General features: G+C 59.1%; 20 protein-coding genes and 1 pseudogene. 14 read left to right on the top strand and 7 right to left on the bottom strand.

Annotation, left to right across the window (positions count from 1 at the left end; translation table 11 throughout):
- From SINAR_RS0108125 to SINAR_RS0108115, 3 genes are all read right to left on the bottom strand, one after another.
- The gene (locus SINAR_RS0108125; RefSeq protein ID WP_003526755.1) at positions 1–906 is read right to left on the bottom strand and encodes a carbohydrate ABC transporter permease; all 906 of its coding nucleotides are present in this window, start codon (positions 904–906) and stop codon (positions 1–3) included.
- Positions 907–1,053: 147 nt separating this feature from the next.
- Positions 1,054–2,361, bottom strand: a complete 1,308-nt coding sequence (locus tag SINAR_RS0108120; protein WP_027998637.1) for an ABC transporter substrate-binding protein — start codon at positions 2,359–2,361, stop codon at positions 1,054–1,056.
- 353 nt (positions 2,362–2,714) lie between these two features.
- Positions 2,715–3,356 (bottom strand): TetR/AcrR family transcriptional regulator, encoded by a 642-nt coding sequence (locus SINAR_RS0108115; RefSeq protein WP_027998636.1) that lies wholly within the window; start codon positions 3,354–3,356, stop codon positions 2,715–2,717.
- A gap of 105 nt (positions 3,357–3,461) precedes the next feature.
- Here SINAR_RS0108115 and SINAR_RS0108110 point away from each other — a divergent pair, with 105 nt between their 5' ends.
- The 4 genes from SINAR_RS0108110 to SINAR_RS0108095 are packed head-to-tail and all read left to right on the top strand — an operon-like array spanning position 3,462 to position 7,177.
- Positions 3,462–4,658 (top strand): Tm-1-like ATP-binding domain-containing protein, encoded by a 1,197-nt coding sequence (locus SINAR_RS0108110; RefSeq protein WP_027998635.1) that lies wholly within the window; start codon positions 3,462–3,464, stop codon positions 4,656–4,658.
- 11 nt (positions 4,659–4,669) lie between these two features.
- Positions 4,670–5,512: a phosphoenolpyruvate hydrolase family protein gene (locus SINAR_RS0108105; RefSeq protein ID WP_027998634.1), complete on the top strand. Its 843-nt coding sequence runs from the start codon at positions 4,670–4,672 to the stop codon at positions 5,510–5,512.
- A 29-nt stretch (positions 5,513–5,541) separates the two neighbouring features.
- A complete protein-coding gene (locus tag SINAR_RS0108100; RefSeq protein WP_027998633.1) occupies positions 5,542–5,955 on the top strand; it encodes a cupin domain-containing protein in 414 nt (137 codons plus the stop codon).
- A gap of 34 nt (positions 5,956–5,989) precedes the next feature.
- Positions 5,990–7,177 (top strand): M24 family metallopeptidase, encoded by a 1,188-nt coding sequence (locus tag SINAR_RS0108095; protein WP_027998632.1) that lies wholly within the window; start codon positions 5,990–5,992, stop codon positions 7,175–7,177.
- Positions 7,178–7,235: 58 nt separating this feature from the next.
- On the opposite strand, the gene SINAR_RS01000000133150 is transcribed toward SINAR_RS0108095, so the two are convergent.
- The gene (locus SINAR_RS01000000133150; RefSeq protein WP_033057195.1) at positions 7,236–7,418 is read right to left on the bottom strand and encodes a hypothetical protein; all 183 of its coding nucleotides are present in this window, start codon (positions 7,416–7,418) and stop codon (positions 7,236–7,238) included.
- A gap of 39 nt (positions 7,419–7,457) precedes the next feature.
- Positions 7,458–8,273, bottom strand: a complete 816-nt coding sequence (locus tag SINAR_RS0108090; RefSeq protein WP_027998631.1) for an SH3 domain-containing protein — start codon at positions 8,271–8,273, stop codon at positions 7,458–7,460.
- 443 nt (positions 8,274–8,716) lie between these two features.
- Between SINAR_RS0108090 and SINAR_RS0108080 the strand changes: the two genes are divergently transcribed.
- From SINAR_RS0108080 to SINAR_RS0108070, 3 genes are all read left to right on the top strand, one after another.
- Positions 8,717–10,039, top strand: a complete 1,323-nt coding sequence (locus tag SINAR_RS0108080; RefSeq protein ID WP_027998630.1) for an MFS transporter — start codon at positions 8,717–8,719, stop codon at positions 10,037–10,039.
- A gap of 125 nt (positions 10,040–10,164) precedes the next feature.
- A complete protein-coding gene (locus SINAR_RS0108075; protein ID WP_027998629.1) occupies positions 10,165–10,398 on the top strand; it encodes an AbrB/MazE/SpoVT family DNA-binding domain-containing protein in 234 nt (77 codons plus the stop codon).
- On the top strand, positions 10,395–10,799 hold the full coding sequence (locus SINAR_RS0108070) for a type II toxin-antitoxin system VapC family toxin (RefSeq protein ID WP_027998628.1): 405 nt from the start codon (positions 10,395–10,397) through the stop codon (positions 10,797–10,799). Before SINAR_RS0108075 ends, SINAR_RS0108070 begins: the two co-directional genes overlap by 4 nt.
- Before the next feature lie 50 nt (positions 10,800–10,849).
- On the opposite strand, the pseudogene SINAR_RS1000000135145 reads toward SINAR_RS0108070, so the two are convergent.
- A pseudogene (locus SINAR_RS1000000135145) lies at positions 10,850–11,020 on the bottom strand (integrase); the annotation flags it as partial.
- Here SINAR_RS1000000135145 and SINAR_RS1000000137700 point away from each other — a divergent pair.
- Complete coding sequence (locus tag SINAR_RS1000000137700; protein ID WP_084617284.1) at positions 10,964–11,182, top strand: type II toxin-antitoxin system Phd/YefM family antitoxin; 219 nt, start codon at positions 10,964–10,966, stop codon at positions 11,180–11,182. The pseudogene SINAR_RS1000000135145 and the gene SINAR_RS1000000137700 overlap by 57 nt on opposite strands.
- Here SINAR_RS1000000137700 and SINAR_RS0108060 read toward each other — a convergent pair.
- On the bottom strand, positions 11,136–12,155 hold the full coding sequence (locus tag SINAR_RS0108060) for a LacI family DNA-binding transcriptional regulator (RefSeq protein ID WP_027998626.1): 1,020 nt from the start codon (positions 12,153–12,155) through the stop codon (positions 11,136–11,138). The two genes, SINAR_RS1000000137700 and SINAR_RS0108060, sit on opposite strands and share 47 nt — an antisense overlap.
- A gap of 167 nt (positions 12,156–12,322) precedes the next feature.
- Between SINAR_RS0108060 and SINAR_RS0108055 the strand changes: the two genes are divergently transcribed.
- The 6 genes from SINAR_RS0108055 (at position 12,323) to SINAR_RS0108030 (ending at position 19,873) form a co-directional block, all read left to right on the top strand.
- Positions 12,323–13,582, top strand: coding sequence for an ABC transporter substrate-binding protein (locus SINAR_RS0108055; RefSeq protein WP_027998625.1), 1,260 nt, complete (start codon positions 12,323–12,325; stop codon positions 13,580–13,582).
- 65 nt (positions 13,583–13,647) lie between these two features.
- Positions 13,648–14,529 (top strand): carbohydrate ABC transporter permease, encoded by an 882-nt coding sequence (locus tag SINAR_RS0108050; protein WP_027998624.1) that lies wholly within the window; start codon positions 13,648–13,650, stop codon positions 14,527–14,529.
- Entirely contained in the window at positions 14,522–15,358 is an 837-nt protein-coding gene (locus SINAR_RS0108045; RefSeq protein ID WP_027998623.1) for a carbohydrate ABC transporter permease, read from the top strand. Before SINAR_RS0108050 ends, SINAR_RS0108045 begins: the two co-directional genes overlap by 8 nt.
- Positions 15,359–15,371: 13 nt before the next feature.
- Positions 15,372–16,514, top strand: coding sequence for an ABC transporter ATP-binding protein (locus SINAR_RS0108040; protein ID WP_027998622.1), 1,143 nt, complete (start codon positions 15,372–15,374; stop codon positions 16,512–16,514).
- Between the two features lie 208 nt (positions 16,515–16,722).
- The gene (locus SINAR_RS0108035) at positions 16,723–18,096 is read left to right on the top strand and encodes a NosD domain-containing protein (RefSeq protein WP_027998621.1); all 1,374 of its coding nucleotides are present in this window, start codon (positions 16,723–16,725) and stop codon (positions 18,094–18,096) included.
- Positions 18,097–18,145: 49 nt separating this feature from the next.
- Positions 18,146–19,873 carry a GH32 C-terminal domain-containing protein gene (locus SINAR_RS0108030; protein ID WP_027998620.1) on the top strand — a complete coding sequence of 576 codons (1,728 nt, stop codon included), beginning with the start codon at positions 18,146–18,148 and terminating at the stop codon, positions 19,871–19,873.
- Positions 19,874–20,168 lie beyond the last annotated feature (295 nt).

Here is a 20,168-nt window from a genome sequence, read left to right as displayed (position 1 = left end):
TCAGCGCTCCTTCACCCTGTTGAGATACTTGACGTAAATGTTGGTGATCGCGAGCACCATGATCAGCACTATGTAGGCCAGTGCGCAGGACCGCCCGGTCTGCCATTCCTGAAACGCCATCTTGTAGAGGCGGATCGAGATCACCTCCGTGGTCGGCTGGCTGGTGAGAATGTAGGCGAGATCGAACGTCTTGAAAGCCTCCATCGTGCGAAAGATGATTGCGATCATGAGTATCGGCGCAACGAGCGGCAGAGTGATACGGAAGAAGGTGTAGAACGGTCCCGCTCGGTCGATGGCAGCCGCCTCGTAAAGGTGCCTCGGCACGGCCGAAAGCCCCGCGAGCGAGAGCAGCATCACGAAGGGCGACCACATCCAGATGTCGGTGATGGCGACAGCGTAGAGTGCCATTTCGGGATTCGCCAGCCACTCGAAGGAGCCGAGGCCGAGCGCGTAGTTGATGATGCCGAAGGAAGGATCGTAGAGCAGCTTCCAGAAGAGCCCGACCACCGCCATCGACAGCATCATCGGCAGCAGAAGCAGTGTCGTGATGAGACCCTTGAACGGAATTTCACGGTTGAGCAGCATCGCCGTGCCGAAACCGACGACAACCTGCCCGGTAACCGACACGATCACGTATTTCGCCGTAATGGCGAAGTTTGCCCAGATGAAGGGGTCGTTCAACAGTTCCCGGTAGTTCTGCAGGCCGACGAAGGTAGCCGGCGCGTTCGTCGAAGCACGAAAGTCGGTGAAGGAATAGCCGAGCGAGTAGATCAACGGGAAAATGTTGAAGACGATCAGGAACAGGATCGTCGGAATAATGAAAAGGTTGCGGATTTTGATGTCGCTCAAGCCGCGCGAAGCGGCGCGCGACTTCGAATCCAACGATGTCATAACCACGGTGGCCAATGTGCTCCTCCTCCCAGAGCCCGACGCAGGGCGCGCTCGCGCCATCTGCGTATTGCCTGAGCGCGTCGCCACGTCCGGCGCGAGCCCTGTCCGGTGCCAAGTTGAAGAACGGGAGGGAGCCGGGCACCCTCCCGCAGTGTCTTAGCGTTATTGGCGGCCGTACTTCTTGAAGGTCGCGTTCCAGTCGTTGGCGAGAGCGTCGAGCGCCTCCTTTGCCGTACCCTGGCCGGCCGTCACATAGGGATAAATGCGTTGGTTCATCTGGATCAGCAGCTCGGCATATTCGGGCGTTGCCCAGAAGTCCTTCACTTTGAACATGGTCTCGTAGAAGGCCTTGTTATAGGGCGTCGCATTCTGGAACTCTTCGGACTCCAACACCTTGGCGCTTGCCGTGTAACCGCCGAGCTCGGCCCAGCGCTTCTGTGTCTCGTCCTTGACGAACCACTCAAGGAATTTCATCGCCTCTTCCTTGTTTTCCGAATAGGAGACGATGGAGATGCCCTGGCCGCCGAGAGCGGCATACTGGTCGCCATCCGGGCCGGCCGGGTTGGCAAAGAAGCCCGTCACCTTCGCGTTCGGGTTTGATGCTTCATTGACCAGCGCCGGGAAGAAGGCGAAGTAGTTCATGCTCATCGCCGCCAGATTTTCGGTGATCGCCTGGTTGTTCTCGACGAAGAAGGACTTGGCCCAGCCTGGAGGGGTGAAGCCGTAAAGCTCGCGGTAGGCTTCCAGAGCCTTGACGTTCTTCTCCGAGTTGATGATCCCGTCGACCTTGTATGTGCTGTAGTCTCCGAGTTCTCCACCGAAAGAGAAGATGGCATTCTCTACGCCCATAACGAGGCCGTCATAGGAGTTGTCGGTGTAGATCGCGATGCCGTAGCGCTTCTGGTCCGGACGATGGAAGAACTCGGCGACGTCGCGCAACTGCTTCCAGTCCTTCGGCGGAGCGAGATCATAGCCATACTTCGCCTTGAAGGCTTCCATCTCCTTCGGGTCCTCGAACCAATCCTTGCGGTATGACCACCCGACAGCGTCGCCCTCGGCAGGGATCGACCAGTATTTGCCGGAGTTCGCAGGATACTCCGAGTAGTACTTCACCGTGGCGGGAGCCATCACCTCGTTCAGCTTGTGCTGGTTGAAGAACTCGGTGAGATCGACGTAGTGGCCGGCCTCCGATGCGGCGCCGATCCATTGCGAGTCGCCGACGACCATGTCATAGGCCGAGCCCTTGGCGTTGAATTCGGTAAAGGCCTTCGTCTGAAAGTCCGCCCAAGGAGTCGTCTCGACCGTGATCTTCACGCCGGTCTCGGCCTCGTATTCGTTTACAAGCTCCTGGAGATAGTTGGCCGGGTCCCATTCGGCCCAGAAAATCGTCAGCTCTTGCGATTGCGCGGACGTCCCGCAGGCGAACATAAAGCTGATACCAGCCAACAGGCCGGCCACTGTCTTGCGCATGACACTTCCTCCCCTTTGTGTATCCCGCCCGCCTTACCACGGCGGTCCGTCTGTCAAATCCTCCTGATTGGCGCTTCTGCGGCGGGTCCTCCTCGACCCTTGCAACTGGGACAGATATCAAGCCCGAAGGAATGCAGCACCAATCTGGTAGTACCAAATCCAACGAGGGTCAAGGTCACTGTTTCGCCGCCATCTGCCGCAGTCCACCGCGGCAATGCCGGCTTGTCGCCGATTTTTACCCTCGCATGCTCCACCCGCATTTCAAGCAGGGCGAGCTTGTCCACAAGCCGTCGCACACGCCCTTCCTCCAAGTGGTCAAACCAGTTTCCCATGCGCGGCGAGAGTGCGCAAGATCATGCCGCTGTTTGCGCCTCCCGCACCGCGGCCTCGACCAAGGCTGCCGCCGCCCATTCTGCAACGGATTGCGCGCGTTCGGCCGAGAGGCCCCAAATGTCCTTGAGCACGACCAGCACTTCCACACCGAAAACAAGCGAGAGCGCCTGAGCCAGCTGCTCGCGCGCCTCATCGGACACCTTGCCCTCGAGCGGCACGGTGACTTGTCGAAGGAGTTCGACGCGGTGCCCTCGCGTGAGCTGTGGTTCGTTACCGAGCGTGCCGGCCTGGCGCTGGGCCCACTGGTCGAGCGAGAGCTTCAGCGCAGCCTTGAAAGTCGCCTCGAACTCATCGATGCGCGGCATGGCGGTTGCGAGCAGATCGCCGACGCGGGTGAGCGCATCGGGCGCTTCGGATCGCCAGTCGAGAATCGGACCGAGCGCCTCGTGCACCACCGCATGAACCAGCGCCGCCTGGCTCGGAAAATATCGGTAGGCAGTCGCGCGCGAAACTTCGGCGGCTTCCGCGACCTCACTCACCGAGGGCGTTATACCCGACTGCATCAATCGTGTGGCGGTATCCAGCATGAGTTTGCGTGTGCGGGCCCGGGGACCGCGTTCGGCGCGTGCGGAGGATTCGCTCTGTTGACGTGAGACATCCATATCTTTACGATACGCGCATCTCATAATTTTGCAAGTGCCGGCAAACGGCCGGCATGGGGCGGCTTTTCAAGGCAGAGGAGGGCCAGGGGTCGCCGGGGAGGAGAGATGAAGCACATCTACGTCGTCGGGACGGCCGACACGAAGGGGGAGGAACTCGTTTATCTTGCCTCCTGCGTCGAGGCAGCGGGCGGCCGGCCTGTTCTGGTCGATGTCGGCACACGTCGTCCCGCCATTACGGTCGACATTCCCGCCGAGACAGTGGCTGCCGCCCATCCGGACGGTGCCGCCGCGGTGTTTTCCGGCGACGACCGAGGAATGGCGGTCGCCGCGATGGGCGAGGCCTTCGCGCGCTTTCTTCCCGAACGCGAAGACGTCGCAGGCGTGGTGGGCATCGGTGGCGGGGGCGGGACGTCGATCATCACCGCCGGCATGCGCAGGCTCCCGCTCGGACTGCCGAAGGTCATGGTCTCGACGCTCGCGTCCGGCGACGTGGCACCCTATGTCGACGTCTCCGACATCATCATGATGCCGTCGGTTACCGACATGGCCGGGCTCAACCGCGTGAGCCGCGTGATCCTGAAAAACGCGGCCGAAGCGATTACCGCCATGGCGAACCGGCCGGCGGAGGAAACGGCCTCGAAGCCCGCTCTCGGCCTGACCATGTTCGGCGTGACGACGCCCTGTGTGACTGCAATCGTTGAACGGCTGAGGGTTGACCATGACTGTTTGGTTTTCCACGCCACAGGCACCGGCGGACGAGCGATGGAGAAGCTTGCGGACACCGGGCTTCTGTCGGGGGTGCTCGACATCACCACGACGGAGGTGTGCGATCTTCTCTTCGGCGGCGTGCTGCCGGCGACGGAGGACCGTTTCGGCGCAATTGCGCGCACCGATCTGCCCTATGTCGGCTCCGTCGGGGCTTTGGATATGGTCAATTTCTGGGCGCCCGAGACGGTGCCTGAGCGATATTCCGACCGGCTCTTGTACCGCCACAATCCAAACGTCACGCTCATGCGCACGACTCCGGAGGAATGCGCCGCGATCGGAAGGTGGATTGGCGCAAAGCTGAACCGCTGCAACGGTCCTCTCCGGTTCCTGATCCCGGAGCGCGGCGTGTCGGCGCTCGATGTCGAGGGCGGCGCCTTCTTCGATCCTGCGGCGGATGCGGCGCTCTTCGAGGCATTGGAAGCCACCGTCGATAGAAATGACCGGCGCCGCATCGAGCGCCTTCCGCTCCACATCAACGATCCGCAGTTTGCCGAGGCCGCAGTCGCCGCCTACCGAAACATCGCCAACCCCTGAAAGAGACACCGATGCCACTTATCCCCCGCAAGTTCATTCTTGAAAAGTTCCATGGCATGATCGCCGCCGGCAAGCCGATCATCGGAGGTGGGGCGGGAACGGGGATTTCGGCCAAGGCCGAAGAGGCGGGGGGCATCGACCTGATCATCATCTATAACTCCGGCCGCTACCGCATGGCGGGCCGCGGCTCGGCGGCCGGTCTGCTCGCCTATGGAAATGCCAATGAGATCGTGAAGGAAATGGCCCTGGAGGTGCTGCCGGTCGTGAAGGCGACACCGGTACTCGCCGGTGTCAATGGCACCGATCCATTCGTTTTCATGCCCCAGTTTCTCGCGGAACTGAAGGCCATGGGCTTTTCCGGCGTGCAGAATTTCCCCACCATCGGCCTCTTCGATGGACGGATGCGGCGGAGTTTCGAGGAGACCGGAATGGGCTATGACCTCGAGGTGGAAATGGTCGCCGAGGCCCACCGGCTCGACCTGCTGACGACACCCTATGTCTTCAACCGGGAAGAAGCGATCGCGATGACGAAGGCGGGTGCGGACATCGTCGTCGCTCATATGGGCGTTACCACGGGAGGCGCGATCGGCGCCACCTCCGCGATCTCGCTCGACGATTGCGTGAGCGAAATCGACGCGATAGCGGCGGCCGCGCGCTCGGTACGCACAGACGTCATCGTGCTCTGCCACGGGGGACCGATTTCGATGCCGGAGGATGCACGGTACATCCTGGATCGTTGCCCAAGCTGCAATGGTTTTTATGGCGCAAGTTCCATGGAACGCCTGCCTGCGGAGGTGGCGATCCGCAAGCAGACGGAAGAGTTCAAGGCGCTTGCCACCAGTACGGTGGTCTGAAGCGAGCAGGATGCGGAGGAGGCCGCGGCATGGCAAAGGACAAATATTTTCTCTACGCGGAGGATGTCGACAGCTTCGGCTTCGACTGGGGCCGGCTTGCGCTGACGGTCGCACCGGAGGTGAACGGAGCCGAACGCTTCTCGGGTGGTGTGGTCGATTTGCCGAGTGGGGAGGGGCATGCGCGTCACAATCATCCGGGCGCGGAAGAGATCATTTTCGTCATCTCGGGAGAGGGCGAGCAGATGGTGGAGGACGAGAACGGGGATCCGGTGACGCAGAGGGTTGGGCCCGGCTGCACTATCTATGTACCGGAAAGCCGCTTCCACTCGACGAGAAACACGGGCCCCGGCCCGATGCAGCTTTTCGTGGTCTACTCACCGGCCGGCCCCGAGCGTGCGCTTCGGGATCTGCCTGATTTCCGTCTGATCCCGCCCGGTACCTGAGGGCGCACGACAACGGCTTTGTGGGAGAAATTCCGTGGATATCAGCCCAACACAAATGCGGGCGGCGGGGCCGCCCTTCGATGCGGCGAAACTCGACAAGCTCATGGAGGAGGCGGGCATTGACGTTCTGCTCGCCACATCCAAGCACAACACGCAGTACCTGCTGGGCGGCTACAGGTTCATCTTCTTCGCCGCGATGGATGCTATTGGCCACAGCCGTTATCTGCCGATCGTCGTTTATGAGAAGGGCTCTCCCGATCACTCGGCGTATATCGGCAACCGCATGGAAGGGGGAGAACACCAGAACAACCCTTTCTGGACACCCGCCGTTCATACGGCGACCTGGGGTACACTCGACGCAGCAGCTCTTGCGGTCGAGCACCTGAGGAAGATCGGTAAGGCGGGTGCTCGGATCGGCATCGAACCGCCCTTCCTGCCCGCCGATGCGCGGGATCTCTTGGCTTCTCGCCTTGAAGCTGCGCGTTTCGTGGACGCGACGCACACGCTCGAGCGGCTGCGTTCGATCAAGACACCGCAGGAGCTGGAGAAGCTCAAGGTTGCCTCCGAACTGATCACCGATTCAATGCTAGCCACCATCGCGGCTGCACGCGAGGGATCCACCAAGGGCGAGATCATTGAACGGCTCAGGCGAGAAGAAACCAATCGTGGGCTGCATTTCGAGTATTGCCTGCTGACGCTGGGTGCCAGTCACAACCGTGCGGCCTCGCCGCAGGCATGGGCGAAGGGTGAGGTGCTTTCGATTGATTCCGGCGGCAACTACCAGGGCTATATCGGTGACCTTTGCCGGATGGGCGTGCTCGGCGAGCCCGATGCGGAGCTCGAGGACCTGCTGGCTGAAGTCGATTCGGTCCAGCAGGCGGCCTTTGCCAGGATCAGGGCCGGGGCAACGGGCAGTGAGATGATCGCCTCGGCGGAAGAGGTTTTGAAAAGCTCGCCGTCCGCCGCCTTTACCGACTTCTTCTGCCACGGCATGGGTCTCATCAGCCACGAAGCGCCGTTCCTGATGACCAACCACCCCGTCGCCTATGAAGGCGTAGATGCGGATCGACCCCTGGAGGCAGGAATGGTCGTTTCCGTCGAGACGACGATGCTTCACCCGGAGCGCGGTTTCATCAAGCTCGAGGATACGCTCGCCGTCACCAAGGACGGATACGAAATGTTTGGCAGCAGAGGGCGCGGCTGGAACCCCGGGGCGGTTTAGCGAGCGGCGAGACTTCTGCGAAAGAAGGCGCGCGACGGTGTGCCGGGCTCCTCGTCTTTCAGGTATGGTGAATCTCGGTGTCGAGAACCCAAGGCACTTCGGCATGACGGCGGCCCGGGCCGTTCAGTCGCCCTGCAGCCGGCTGGTTGTGTCCTTTGGCGCTCTGCCTGTCTTTCGGCAGGGCCATGTCGTTGGTCCGGCGGCCGCGGAGTCCGATACGCGTCGTCGTCTTACCGGACACCGTGGCCCCTGAGGATCAATTCCTCGTCGCCGACCACCACTAGTTCGGGCAATCCGGATCGCCCGGCTGGCAGACCCGCCGCTGCGGCCTGCGGCGGTCGCTGTCACCACCGTTCCGGCTGCGATCGTCGTCGCCGCGGCGGATGACGCGATTGCCGTCATCGCCCCCGCGTTCGAAGTTCCGGCGGCTGCGATCGCGATCATTGCGTAGATCACGATCGGAGTCCGGCCGCCGATCGACATCGGGCCTGCGGTTGGGCACGCGCTCGACGTCCGGAAGGAGATCCGGACGATCGTCGAAGTCCCGGCGTCTTTCAGGACTGCGACTGGAATCGGGCCTCCGCTCCAATCTCCGGTCAAAATCCGGGCGCGGAGCTGGCCTCGGCTCGAAGCCAGGCCTGCGGCTGGGCGGGCGGTCAGGTTCCGCACGGCGATCCGGGCTGCGATAGAAGTCCGGCCCGCGGCGCCAGCGATCGCGGTCGCGATAGAAATCACGGTCGCGGTAGTGACGATCCCAATAGCTGCCGAAGCTGAAGACGACGACAGGAATACCGAGCCGGCGATAATATTGAGGACCGACATATACCCGGCGCTGTTGATAAAGTGCCTGGATGTACCGGCCATGCACCCAGCCACGGCCGTCGTAGAACTCCACGTCGCACCATGGCACGTCGGCAAGACAGCCGTAGATCTCGATGGATTCGCCGGCCGGTATTACGGTAATCGCCGGATATGCCGTGCTTGGGCCGGCGCGCATATTGACGTTCGCCGTCGCGAAGCCCTCTGCTGCCTGAGCGATCGCCGGAGCAAGCAAGAGCATACCGCTCGCGGCAATTTTCAAAAGGGTGCGTTTCACGTTTTTCAACTCCCTGGGAGGCGGGCGTCATGCCACGTCCGGTATTTGAATCTACTCCGGCCTTTCCGGTTCCCGGGCATAGTTGGAGCGCCTGCCAGCTTCTGTCAGGCGGCCGCCACCGTCTTGTCTTTCAATAGTTTAGCCCGTTTTGCATGAACGCAGCTTGAACGGGCTCGACTGCCGTGATCGGCAAGGGCTTTCAGCCCTTTCCCGTCCACGACGTCACCAAAGCGGCAGTCCGCTTCTTCGTCCGCCGATGCGCGCGGGGCATCCTTACGATGAAGTAACAACTCGCAATTCCCGCGAACGAGAGGTTTTTCTGCCAGCCCTTACTACCAGAGATCTGTCGGTTCCGGAGCAATACTCAATTTTGGCCAAGCTATTTTTGTGGTAAAACTATTGGAAATTGCAGGGAGCCATGTCTTGAAACGGGAGGAAGCAACATGGCCATTCAAGTCCCGACGGATTTCCGCCGTGTGATCGTTGCGGCATCGGTGGGAAACATCATCGAATGGTATGATTTCTATATCTTCGGGAGCCTGGCTGCGGTTCTGTCGGTCAAGTTCTTCGAGCAATCACACCCGGTTGCGGCGCTGTTGAGTACGATTGCGCTCTTCACGGCAGGATTCCTGATCCGCCCACTGGGCGCTTTCCTCTTCGGCTGGATGGGCGATCGGGTCGGCCGCAAATACACGTTCCTGATTACGCTGTCAGGAATGGGATTGGGCACCGGTGCGATCGGTTTAATCCCGACCTACGAGTCGATCGGTCTGACGGCTGCGTTCCTCCTCTTCAGCTTGCGGATGATCCAGGGCTTGTGCTTGGGCGGCGAGTATGGCGGCGCCATCACCTACGTCGCCGAGCACGTTCCCGATGAACGCCGCGGCTACTACACAGGCTGGCTCCAGACTTCTCCGACTCTCGGAATCGTGGTGTCGCTGGCGGTGATCATCGCGGCGCGAACCTATTTCGGCAGCGAAGCTTTCGACGCATGGGCGTGGCGCGTTCCGTTCCTGGTGTCGTTCCTGCTGGTAGGCATCGCAATCTACATCCGGCTCCAGCTCCAGGAGACACCAATCTTCCAGGAGATCAAGGCCAAGGGGCAGATGACCCAAAATCCCTGGAGGGAAGCGTTCCTCAGCTCCAACATCAAATATGTTGGCATCGCCACCATCGTGCTCATCGGGCAGGGGGTGGTCTGGTACAGCGGACAATTCTGGGCGCTGTACTTTCTGCAGCAGGTCTCCAAAGTGGATCCGCTGAACTCGGCCTATATCGTCGGAGCGGCACTGCTTCTTGCAACGCCGAGCCTGATCCTGTTTGGCTGGCTTTCCGATATTATCGGCCGCAAGCCAGTGATCCTGGGAGGAATGCTGCTCGCCGCGCTCACCTATTACCCGCTGTATTCGTGGCTCGGTGCGGTCACGCAACCCGACAACATCAACTATCCAATCGCGATCTTCATCATCTTCATCCTCGTCTGCTATGTCGGCATGGTCTACGGGCCGGTTGGGGCGTTTCTGGCGGAGTATTTTCCCGGAAGGATTCGATACACGTCGGTGTCAGTGCCGTATCACATCGGAAACGGCTGGGGCGGCGGATTGGTGCCGTTCATCACCTCGGCGGCTTTCGCAGCGACGGGTAGCATCGGGTACGCGCTGATCTACCCAATCGTCGTTCCTGCAGTGTGCTTCGCGCTCGCCATCTTCTTAATGCCGGAGACCCGCAGAATGAGCATTTGGCAGCCAATCGAGCCTCGAACGTAGAGTCGTCTATGATGCGGAAAGCGGGCGGTTACCACCATTGAGGCGGCTCGGCGTTCCCCGGCCTGCTTGAAATCGCCTGCATGAGGTAATACCTTTCATGTGTCTGGTATTACCGAGGAAGGCAGATGGCAACGACAGTTACCGCCAAGGGGCAAGTGACGATTCCGAAGCCAGTGCGCGATTTATTGGGCATCGTTCCCGGAAGCAAAGTTGACTTTCGCCGTGCTGCCGACGGCACCGTCGTGCTGACGCGTGCAGACAAAAAGCCGCCGGCGAGCCGCTTTGCGAAGTTGCGGGGTCATGCCGGTAAAGGACTCGATACCGACTCCATCATGGCCCTGACCCGTGGCGAAGCATGACATTCATCGACACCAACGTCCTCTTGGACGTTGTCACCAACGACGACAATTGGGCAGATTGGGCGATTGCTCAGCTCGAAGCGGCGAGTCTGAACGGGCCTTTGCTGATCAACGATTTGGTCTACGCGGAGCTGTCGGTCAGATACGATCGCGTTGAGGATCTTGAAGTATTTCTCGAGGAGGCTGGACTGGAGATGACGCCAATTCCTCGAGCCGCGCTTTTCCTTGCAGGAAAAGCTTTCACGCAATATCGCCGGGCAGGAGGATCAAGGACTGGTGTCCTATCTGACTTTTTCATCGGCGCGCATGCCGCAGTTAGCCAGTTTCCGCTGCTGACCCGCGATATCGGACGCTATCGCACCTACTTTCCGACGCTGTCGCTGATCGCGCCACATCCATAGGGGTCTCCGAGTCGGTATCCCGTTCCGCACGGCTCAGACGATCAGCCGGATGCCCGCCGCGTGTTTTCGCCCATGCCCTGCTGCGCCAGGTGTTTGAGTGTGGCGACGTCGTCGGCGGTCAGCAGCGCGGCGCGCTCGTCGCGGCGGTCGAACGGCAGGATGGCATCGAGCTGTTCCGCCAGGATGCCGCCCTGCGCGAGCCGGTGATCATCGCCAAGAATGGCCGCCCGAGGACTGTGCTGCTTGCCTACAAGGACTATCTGCGGCTGGCACGGCGCGACCGTCGCGTCGAGGCGACGGCGGACCTGAGACTGGGCGAGCAGAAAGTTGGCAGTTTTACAGAGCACACACGGATGTACGCTCGACAAGTTTGCACGAGATGACGCGACGACTCGCGCGCACCTTTTCTTCAGAAATGACGCTGTTCAACCACTCGGCACCCTGAAAACCGAGATCATAGTACGGCAATGCCGCGGTGGTCAGTTCGGGCTTGAGCGCCAACGATACCGTTCTGAAATCGTCAAAACCGACAATGCTGACGTCCTGCGGGATTCTTAGTCCTAACGTCAAAGCTGCAATATAGATCTGGATCGCCATTTCATCATTGCCGCTCATGATCGCGGTTGGACGATCCTTTTGCTGCAAAATTTCGGACGCTGCCGCAAACACATAATTCTCCTCCGCTCCGACCGGGCCTTCCATTCCAAGACGAATGGAGAGGTCGCTCTCCGCGAGGCCGAATTCCTTCGCGGTGCGGCGGAAGGCATCGAGGCGCAGTTGGGCGCCGAGCAGAATCGGGTTGAGCCTGATATAGCCGATCCTGCGATGTCCCCGTTCAAGCAAATATCGGGTGAGGTCCCGGGCGCCCTGAAAGTCGTCAGGCTCGATGGATGGCAAGAGTTCGCCCGTCTGCGGCCGGCAGTTGATCATTACTGTCGGTATGCTCACATCCCCGGCCTCGGGATCCACGACGCGGTGGTACATGGTCACATAGAGCACCCCGTCGATACGGTGGGACCGGAACATCTTCCAGATTTCCGCCTCCCTTTCGGGTAACCCGCCGGAGTTTGCCATCAGGATGCTTTTTCCGTGCGTGTTGGCCCAATCCTGGATTCCGCGCACGATATCCACCGAATAGGGAGTCGTGGAAACATAGTCGGTGATGATCCCGAACGTGTTGGAGCGGCTTGAGCGTATTTGGCGCGCGGCCATGTTGGGAATGTAGCCGAGATCCCGAATGGCCTTTTCCACTCTTTCACGCGTGTCCTCGGTCACATGCGGTTCGCCGTTGATTACCCGGGACACGGTCTTGTTCGATACCCCTGCCGCTTTAGCGACACTGACGATGCTGACCATATCGGAATCCTCTCTCTCCGAAAGCAGTAGTACACCAAGGAGATGACAACGTCGACATTTTTCATGACAACGTCGACAATGTGCATTGACAACGTCGTCATGCCCCAATTATGGTTGCCTTTATCGGAGGCTGGAGTGAGAGCCTCGCTGTAAGGGAGGAGGATTCCATGAAGGATTTGCTTTCAGCCAGCGCGCTTGCGCTCATCTTCATGGCGGCGCCGGCGAACGCCGAAACCATCAATATCCTGGTCGAGGGCGGCGGCGAGATGCTGCAGAAGGCCGTGGCCGAGAAGTTCACCGCCGAGACCGGCGTCGAGGTGAAGTTCACGGTCGTTCCCTACCAGGGCGTATTCGACAAATTCTCGGCCGAGATCGCCTCCGGTTCATCGGCGTTCGATGTTGTTACGATCGATGTTGTCTGGAACGCCAAATTCGCGGGCCATGTCGAGGATCTCTCACCGCTTTTCACCGACGCGGTTCGCAAGGATCTGCCGCCAGCTTTGCTCGCCGACTCTCAGGTTGGCGGCAAAATGATCGGAATGCCCGCCTGGGCGAATGCGGAGATCGTTTTTTATCGGAAGGACCTCTTTGAAAAACCGGAGGAGCAGAAGGCGTTCCGAGAGAAGTATGGCTATCCCCTTGCTCCGCCGAAGACCTGGCAGCAATGGCGCGACATGGCAAAGTTCTTCACCCGCGACACGGATGGCGACGGCAAAACCGACTTCTGGGGCACCGATACCATCGGCACCTTTTCCGAAGAGTGGATGGCACATGTGCTTCAGGCGGGCTCGCCCGGTGTGATCCTCGACAAGGATGGCAAAGTTATCATCGATAACGAAGCGCATAAAAAGGCGCTCGAATTCTACATCGCCCCGCGCTGCACCGATCAATCGGTGCCGGCGAACGTGAATGAGATCGGTTGGGGCGAGGCTCAGAACCTGTTCTATCAAGGCAAGACGGCCATGATGAAATTCTGGGCCCACGCCTACAAGATGACGCCTGCGGATTCCAAGGTCAGCGGAAAGGTCGGCGTTGCACCGATGCTGGCGGGCGATGCCGGAATCGCCGCCATTCCGGGGCCGTGGTACAATGTTGTTCCTTCGACGTCGCAGCACAAGGACCTGGCCAAGAAATTCATAGCCTTTGCGATCGCCAACAATGCATTGGGCATCGAAGCGCCGCTCGGCCTCGCCGCGACGAACTCCGCCTATCGCAGCTATTCCGGCAAGCCGGGATATGAGCATTTCACGCCGCTGCTTGAGACCTTGAGTGCGCCGGCGACCCAGGGGCGGCCGATGAATGAGAAATACCAGGAAATCGTCGATGAAGCTGTCCTTCCCGCCGTGCAGCAGGCCCTGGCCTGCAAAGCGGATGTCGGCAAGGTCCTGGCCGATGCCAGGGAAACGATCGAGGACATCCTCGACTAACTCTATATCCGCATCGTCGGCGGAGGAGAGAATCCTCCGCCTATCATCAGCTTTCGGAGACAGCCATGTCGGGTGAAGACCGATTTGTGCTCTGCATGCTTGCGCCGGCGCTCGCCATCCTAGGGCTGCTGGTCGCATACCCGGTGGGGCTCCTGGTGTTCGATTCCTTTTTCAAGGTCGACACCATCACCCCCCACATAAGGGAGTGGGTCGGGCTCAAGAACTATATCGACGCGCTAACCTCCAAGCGTGTCGCCGAAAGCGCAATGAGAACGTTTCAATATTCGGTCTTTGCGCTGTTCTTCGAGTTTGCCTTCGGCTTCTGCGCCGCTCTCCTGTTTTCGGCGCTTCCTGGCCGATCGCGCTGGCACCGCACGGTCTTCACGCTGCCGCTGATGGTGCCGCCGATCGTCGCCGGTCTGTTGTGGCGCTTCCTGCTCGTCGGCAACATTGGCATTCTCAATTATGGGCTCGTCCATCTGGGTATTATCACAGACCCCGATGCGATCGCCTGGCTGTCCGACGAGGACATCGTCATCTATTCCGTTTCCTTCGCCGATATCTGGCTGACGACCTCCTTTGTCGCGCTCGTGTCCTACGCCGGATTGACGAACATTCCGAGAGACTTGCTCGAAGCTGCCCGGATCGATGGCGCGAATGCGTTCAAGCGGTTTTGGCATGTCACCTTGCCGCTGATGCGTCCGGTTATCGCCGTCATTGTCATCGTCCGCGCTGTGGATGCGGCCAAGACCTTCGACCTCATCTGGATACAGACGCAAGGGGGTCCCAATCACGCATCTGAAGTGTTCTCGATGAACATCTATCAGCGCATGGTTCGGTTCGGCGATCTCGGCGAGGCATCGGCGTCCGGGACCCTGTTCCTGATCGTCATGATGCTTCTCGCCGCCGCGGCATATTGGAAGATATGGAGGCCGGCTCATGCGTAGGGCACGCCGCTTCAATATCAATGGCATCCTCGTCAACGCGGCAGCCCTCGTGCTCGTTCTGTCCTATGCGCTGCCATACGTCTACCTGCTCATGACCTCGATCAAGCCGGCGGCGGATGTCCAGCAGATTCCGCCGAGCTTCCTGCCTGCAGTGGTCTCGCTCGAAAACTTTCGCGAAGTACTGCAATCGTCGGCTCTGCCGAAGGCGTTCGCAAGCTCGCTCACGGTGGCGGTGCTGACAACCCTGCTGTCGCTGGCGGTGGCGGTCCCCGCAGCCTACGTCGCAACGCAGTACCGGCGCAGGATCACCACCCTGTTCCTGCTGTTTGCGCTGGTCACGCGCATGGTGCCGTCGGTGTCCCTCGGTGTGCCACTGTTCCAGCTACTAAAGTCTCTGGGACTGCTCGATACAATTCCGGGTCTGGTTCTCGCCCACACCTCGGCTGCCGTCCCGCTGGCGCTGTTGCTCATGTCCGCCTTCTTCGAAGGCGTGCCGAAGGAACTCGAAGAAGCAGCACGCATGGATGGCTGCACACGTTTCCAGGCATTCCGGAAGATTATCCTTCCGGTCATGATCGGCGGGATCGCAGTGACTGCGCTCTTCACCTTCATCACGAGTTGGAACGAGTTTCTCTACGCGTTGCTGCTGACTTCGGAGGCTACGAAAACGGCACCGATCGTCATCGCCGAATACAATTCAGTCTACGGGCTTGCCTGGGGAGCGATGACCGCAGCCGCGGTGCTCTATTCGCTTCCCGTCATCGTCGTAACGCTCGCACTTCAAAAGCAGATCGTCGGCGGCCTGACATTCGGCGCTGTAAAGGGATGAGGGAGGCAGAAGCATGTCCGCCATTGAGCTGCGCAATATCAACAAGGTCTACGGAAACAGCTTTCACGCTCTGCACGATCTGAGCTTCGACATCAGGGATGGCGAGTTCATGGTTTTCGTCGGTCCGTCAGGATGTGGAAAGTCGACGGCGCTCAGGATGATCGCCGGCCTGGAGAGCGTTACCAGCGGTGAACTCAGGATCGGTGGCAGGTTAGTCAACGATGTCGATCCCAAGGATCGCGATATCGCCATGGTGTTCCAGTCCTACGCGCTCTATCCCCACAAGACAGTGCGCGAAAATATCGCCTTTCCCCTGCAGATGGCCGGGTTGCCGAAGGCCGAAATTGCCAGCCGCGTAGACGAAGCCGCACGCACCCTCGAATTGACGGCTTTGCTCGACCGTAGGCCGGCGCTCCTTTCCGGAGGCCAGCGTCAGCGTGTCGCCATGGGACGAGCGATCGTGCGCAAACCAGCGGCCTTCCTGATGGATGAACCGTTGTCGAACCTCGATGCCAAGCTGCGCATGCAGATGCGCGCCGAGATCGCCAGCCTTCAAAGGAAACTGAATGTCACTACGATTTACGTGACACACGACCAGGTCGAGGCGATGACGATGGGTGACCGCGTAGCTGTCATGAAAGGCGGCGTGCTGCAGCAAATCGACACACCGCAAAACCTGTACAATCGCCCTGGCAATGTCTTTGTCGCCGCCTTTATCGGATCGCCCTCGATGAACTTGTACGAGGCCGTTCTGGATGGAAGGACCCTGACCCTGGGCAGCAACAGTTTCGAAATCCCCGAGCGGGTCTTCGAATGCCGCCCCTCGCTCAACGGTGCATCTAACCGTCAGGTCATTGTCGGTGTCCGGCCCGAGCACATGAACGACGCCGCAATCCGGCCGTCTTCGGCCGAGATCTCGGCCCCGGTCACTCTTGTTGAGGTGCTAGGTTCTGATTCCATGGTGCATCTGGATATCGACGCACCTTGGGTGGATGCCGGCGACCCGGACGCGGTCGCCGACATAGGCGACGAAAAAGCTGCTGTAGCCCGTTTTTCTCCGAAGAGCACAGTACGCGCAGGTGACATCGCGCGTGTCGCTGTTGATGCCGAACAACTTCACTTCTTTGAACCGGACACCCGCACCAGCATCTGGTGATGGTATCGCCAGGAGAGAAACAAGGATGACGAGCCTCTATCGCCACCAATCGCCTGCGACTCCTTCGGATCTCCGGCTAGATCTTACTGCAAACCTAAACAGAAAGCTGCTTGAACGCACTCCCCGGTCGGCTTGCAGGCAACAACCCAATCAAGAACGTCAGTCTACTACCGGTCTGGAGTGAGAAATGTCCGAGAAGACATCAATAATGATTAGCGAAAACTGTTACGACGTAACAAAGTATCCCATAGGTGATCCCCATGAGGATATCGGAGCGGTCATCAATAGCATCATTGCAGACATCAAGAGCAGGCAAACTGTTTCCGATCTAAATGATGGCGGAAAACCTGGAGCAGTTATCTATATACCGCCGGGCGATTACCGTCTTGCCACTCAAGTCGTTATAGACGTGAGCTATCTGAAGATTGTGGGTTCCGGGCACGGTTTTACGTCTTCGAGCATTCGTTTCAACACACCCGCAAACGAGCTGGCACGCTGGCACGAAGTGTGGCCCGGCGGTAGTCGTATACTTGTGGACATTTCTCCAGAGGCCGCCGACAGTGAGACTGCTGGAGCCGCCTTTTATGTTAAGCGCACCGGAAATCCTCGGATAAGCTCTGTGGAGTTTGCTGACTTTTGCATTGATGGCCTGCATTTCATTGACGATGGTTCGGGGCAAAGTGAGGCAGAAAATACATATAAGAATGGCAAAACGGGCATCTATGTAGCCAGCGCCAATGACTCATGCCGAATAACGGGGATGGGTCTTATCTATCTGGAGCATGGAGTTATTATTCATGATGCAGATGCGCTGGCGATAGACAACAATTTCATTGCGGAGTGCGGAAACTGTATCGAATTGAAGGGTATGGGGCAGGCCTCAAGAATAGCCAATAATTTTGTCGGAGCCGGTTATAGGGGACATTCCATTTATGCCGAAAATTATGGGGGCATTCTAGTATCCGCAAACAACGTATTCCCTCGAGGTGCGAGCAGTGTCTACTTTTCCGGCGTGGCGCGTTCCTCGGTCACAGGGAATAGATTTCATTCGTTTTACCCCGGAATGCTGGTTTTCGCTGCTAACTGTTGCGAAAATCTGGTTTCCTCAAATCACTTTTTGCGAGATCGAGAGCCATGGGCGCCGATGCAAAAGTACGACAACGGCTTGGATGATCTGTTCGGACTTTTGCAAATCGACGGCAGCAACAATTCGATAATTGCGAACCATATTTCAGAAACAATAGATGCTAGGTACATCAAACCTCTCGCTGCAAAGCCTGTCATAATCAATGTGGTTTCCGGTAGCGGAAATTACATAGCCAATAATCACATCGTGGCGACAACAGAAATATCGCAAATCAATGATGCGCCAAACAGTGCCTGTTTTTCGACGCAAGTGGGCGCATTGCTTTCAACTGGCAGTTTGAACGAGCTCGAAGTAACGACGGTACTGATACAAAGAGGGTCAGCACGAAACAGTGTCCTGGATTCAGGAACTGACGAACAGGTTGAGATGGACAAAACAATGAATGCATTCAGGGGTACTCCAGTTCCTGGGAAAAGTGGCAAAGTGTCAATATAGACTGAACGAAGACTCTCGAAATTCAGTGACTATTCAATGAGATCATCGAATGAAGAACAGGGTGCAATTGAATGCTGAGCACGGCGTGCGGTTCGAGATCTGGGCTCGGCAAAAGCCTGGAAAATCAGTTCCCGAAGAATACGCCGAGGCCTTTGTTCTGCGTGCCGGCGATCGGGTCGTTTACCGGATTGCGCGGCTGCCGCCCTACTTTCAATTCTATTCCTATACCCATTATGCGGCCGGTCCGCTCACGGTAGAATGGGACGATGGCGCCATTGAAATTCCACTGCTTTACAGCTTCAACCCGGACGACGTGGCTGAGAAAGGCGTGACTTTCCTGGAGTTGCGCGATGGCCGCGTAATCGCTCGACCGAGGGCATCCTGGCCGGAGTGGTACGAGAGCGATGCAAATCGCCCGCAGCTCAGATTCTCGCCGTTTCAGGCCTGGATGAACGATCCGAACGGTCTGTGTTTCGTCGACGGCCGCTATCACCTGTATTACCAGTTCCACCCCGTTGAATCCGAATGGGGACCCATGCACTGGGGCCATGCCGTCAGCGATGACCTCTACCGTTGGATCCATCTGCCGGTCTTCCTGCATCCGGAACAGAATCTTTGGTCGCTGGGCGCCACCGGCGGCGCTTTCTCGGGAAGTGCCTTCGTCGGCCCCGATGGCAAGCTCAGCTTCTACTACACAGAACGGCTGCCGGCCTATGACCTGTTCAAGGACTACAAGGAGGTGCAGAAGCGAGTGCTGCCATCGGCCGATCTCCTGCGTCCGGATGCCACCAAGCTGGTGCTTGTCAACGGTCCCGACGGCAGCGCCCACGACTTCCGTGACCCCAAGGTCTGGTATGATGCGGCCTCCGGCACATATCGGATGGTGCTCGGCGCGGCGATCGATGGTGATCCAGCCGTCCTGCTCTATGGGTCCGAGGACGGCGAGGACTGGAAATTCTTGTCCGTCCTTTATCGGGCTCCCGAGCATTTTCGCCGGCACGGCGCACGCTGCGTGGAGTGCCCGGATTTCTTCGAGCTCGATGGTGATTATGTCCTGGTGATGGGCTTTGTAGGATACACTGAGCCGGAAACCGGCCGTCATAACCTGCTTTTCGCGCAGGTCGGCACGTTCGAGGGCGACCGCTTCATGCCCGCGACTCCCGCTTTGCAGGAGTTGGATTTCGGCACCGACTTTTACGCGATGCAGAGCTTCGTGGCAAAGGATCGCCAGATCGCTTTTGCCTGGCTCTTCAATTGGGAATTCCGCAAACCAGGAGGTTCGCCCTATAGCGGGGAGCTGTCGCTCCCGCGCGTGCTCGGCCTCGACGCCCAACGGAATTTGACAATGATGCCGGAGAAGGGCTGTCAGCGCCTGCGCGCCCGCACTCTTCCGCTAACTGCACCTTGCCAATTCGCATGCGAACCGGGGCGCCCCGTCGAGTTGTCTTTGGCAGGCGATCTGGATGGAATTCTAATCATCGCGCGGGGCAGCGACGGGGAGAGCTTTAGATTGGTTCACAGCGCCCGCCGGCTTGAGCTGGCCGTGGCGGAGGATAATGGTGAAATCAAGTACCGCTCAGCGCCGCTGACGCTCGAACGATTGACCTTGTTCTTTGACCGCGGCGTCGTCGAGGTATTCGCCAATGGGGGCGCGGTCTGCGGCACGCGCCGTACCTATAAGATCACAGGCCTGACCTCGCTTGAAGTGAAGTGCGCCGACAGGGGCCGGATCCAAACGTGTGAGGCATGGAGCTATGATTCCGCTTGGCGTAACTAGCATAGGCGGCGGCTGCTGAACCATATCCTATCGGCGCGCCGGAAATGGTGCATGCGAATTGCGGTATCTATGGTTCGATTCCGTTCAAGGCGAGGGACGAAAGTCGGCCTGGGGCCGGGAGCGGATTGGCTGCTTCCGGCCGCAGATATTTGGTTGCGGACATCGAGGCCGGCTGGGGGCATGGTCGTGGCCCATCCTGAGGTTAGGACACGTCGCCGCCGGAGCGATTGTTCCCACCACCAACGACGGAAGAAACCGCTTCGGCAAATTCAGCGCGCCAGTGGGTTCGAAGTCA

This window comes from Sinorhizobium arboris LMG 14919 (assembly GCF_000427465.1).
Classification (GTDB): Bacteria; Pseudomonadota; Alphaproteobacteria; order Rhizobiales; family Rhizobiaceae; genus Sinorhizobium; species Sinorhizobium arboris.
The sequence above is the reverse complement of the archived record's forward strand: the minus strand, read 5'-3'. Positions and strand labels throughout refer to the sequence as shown.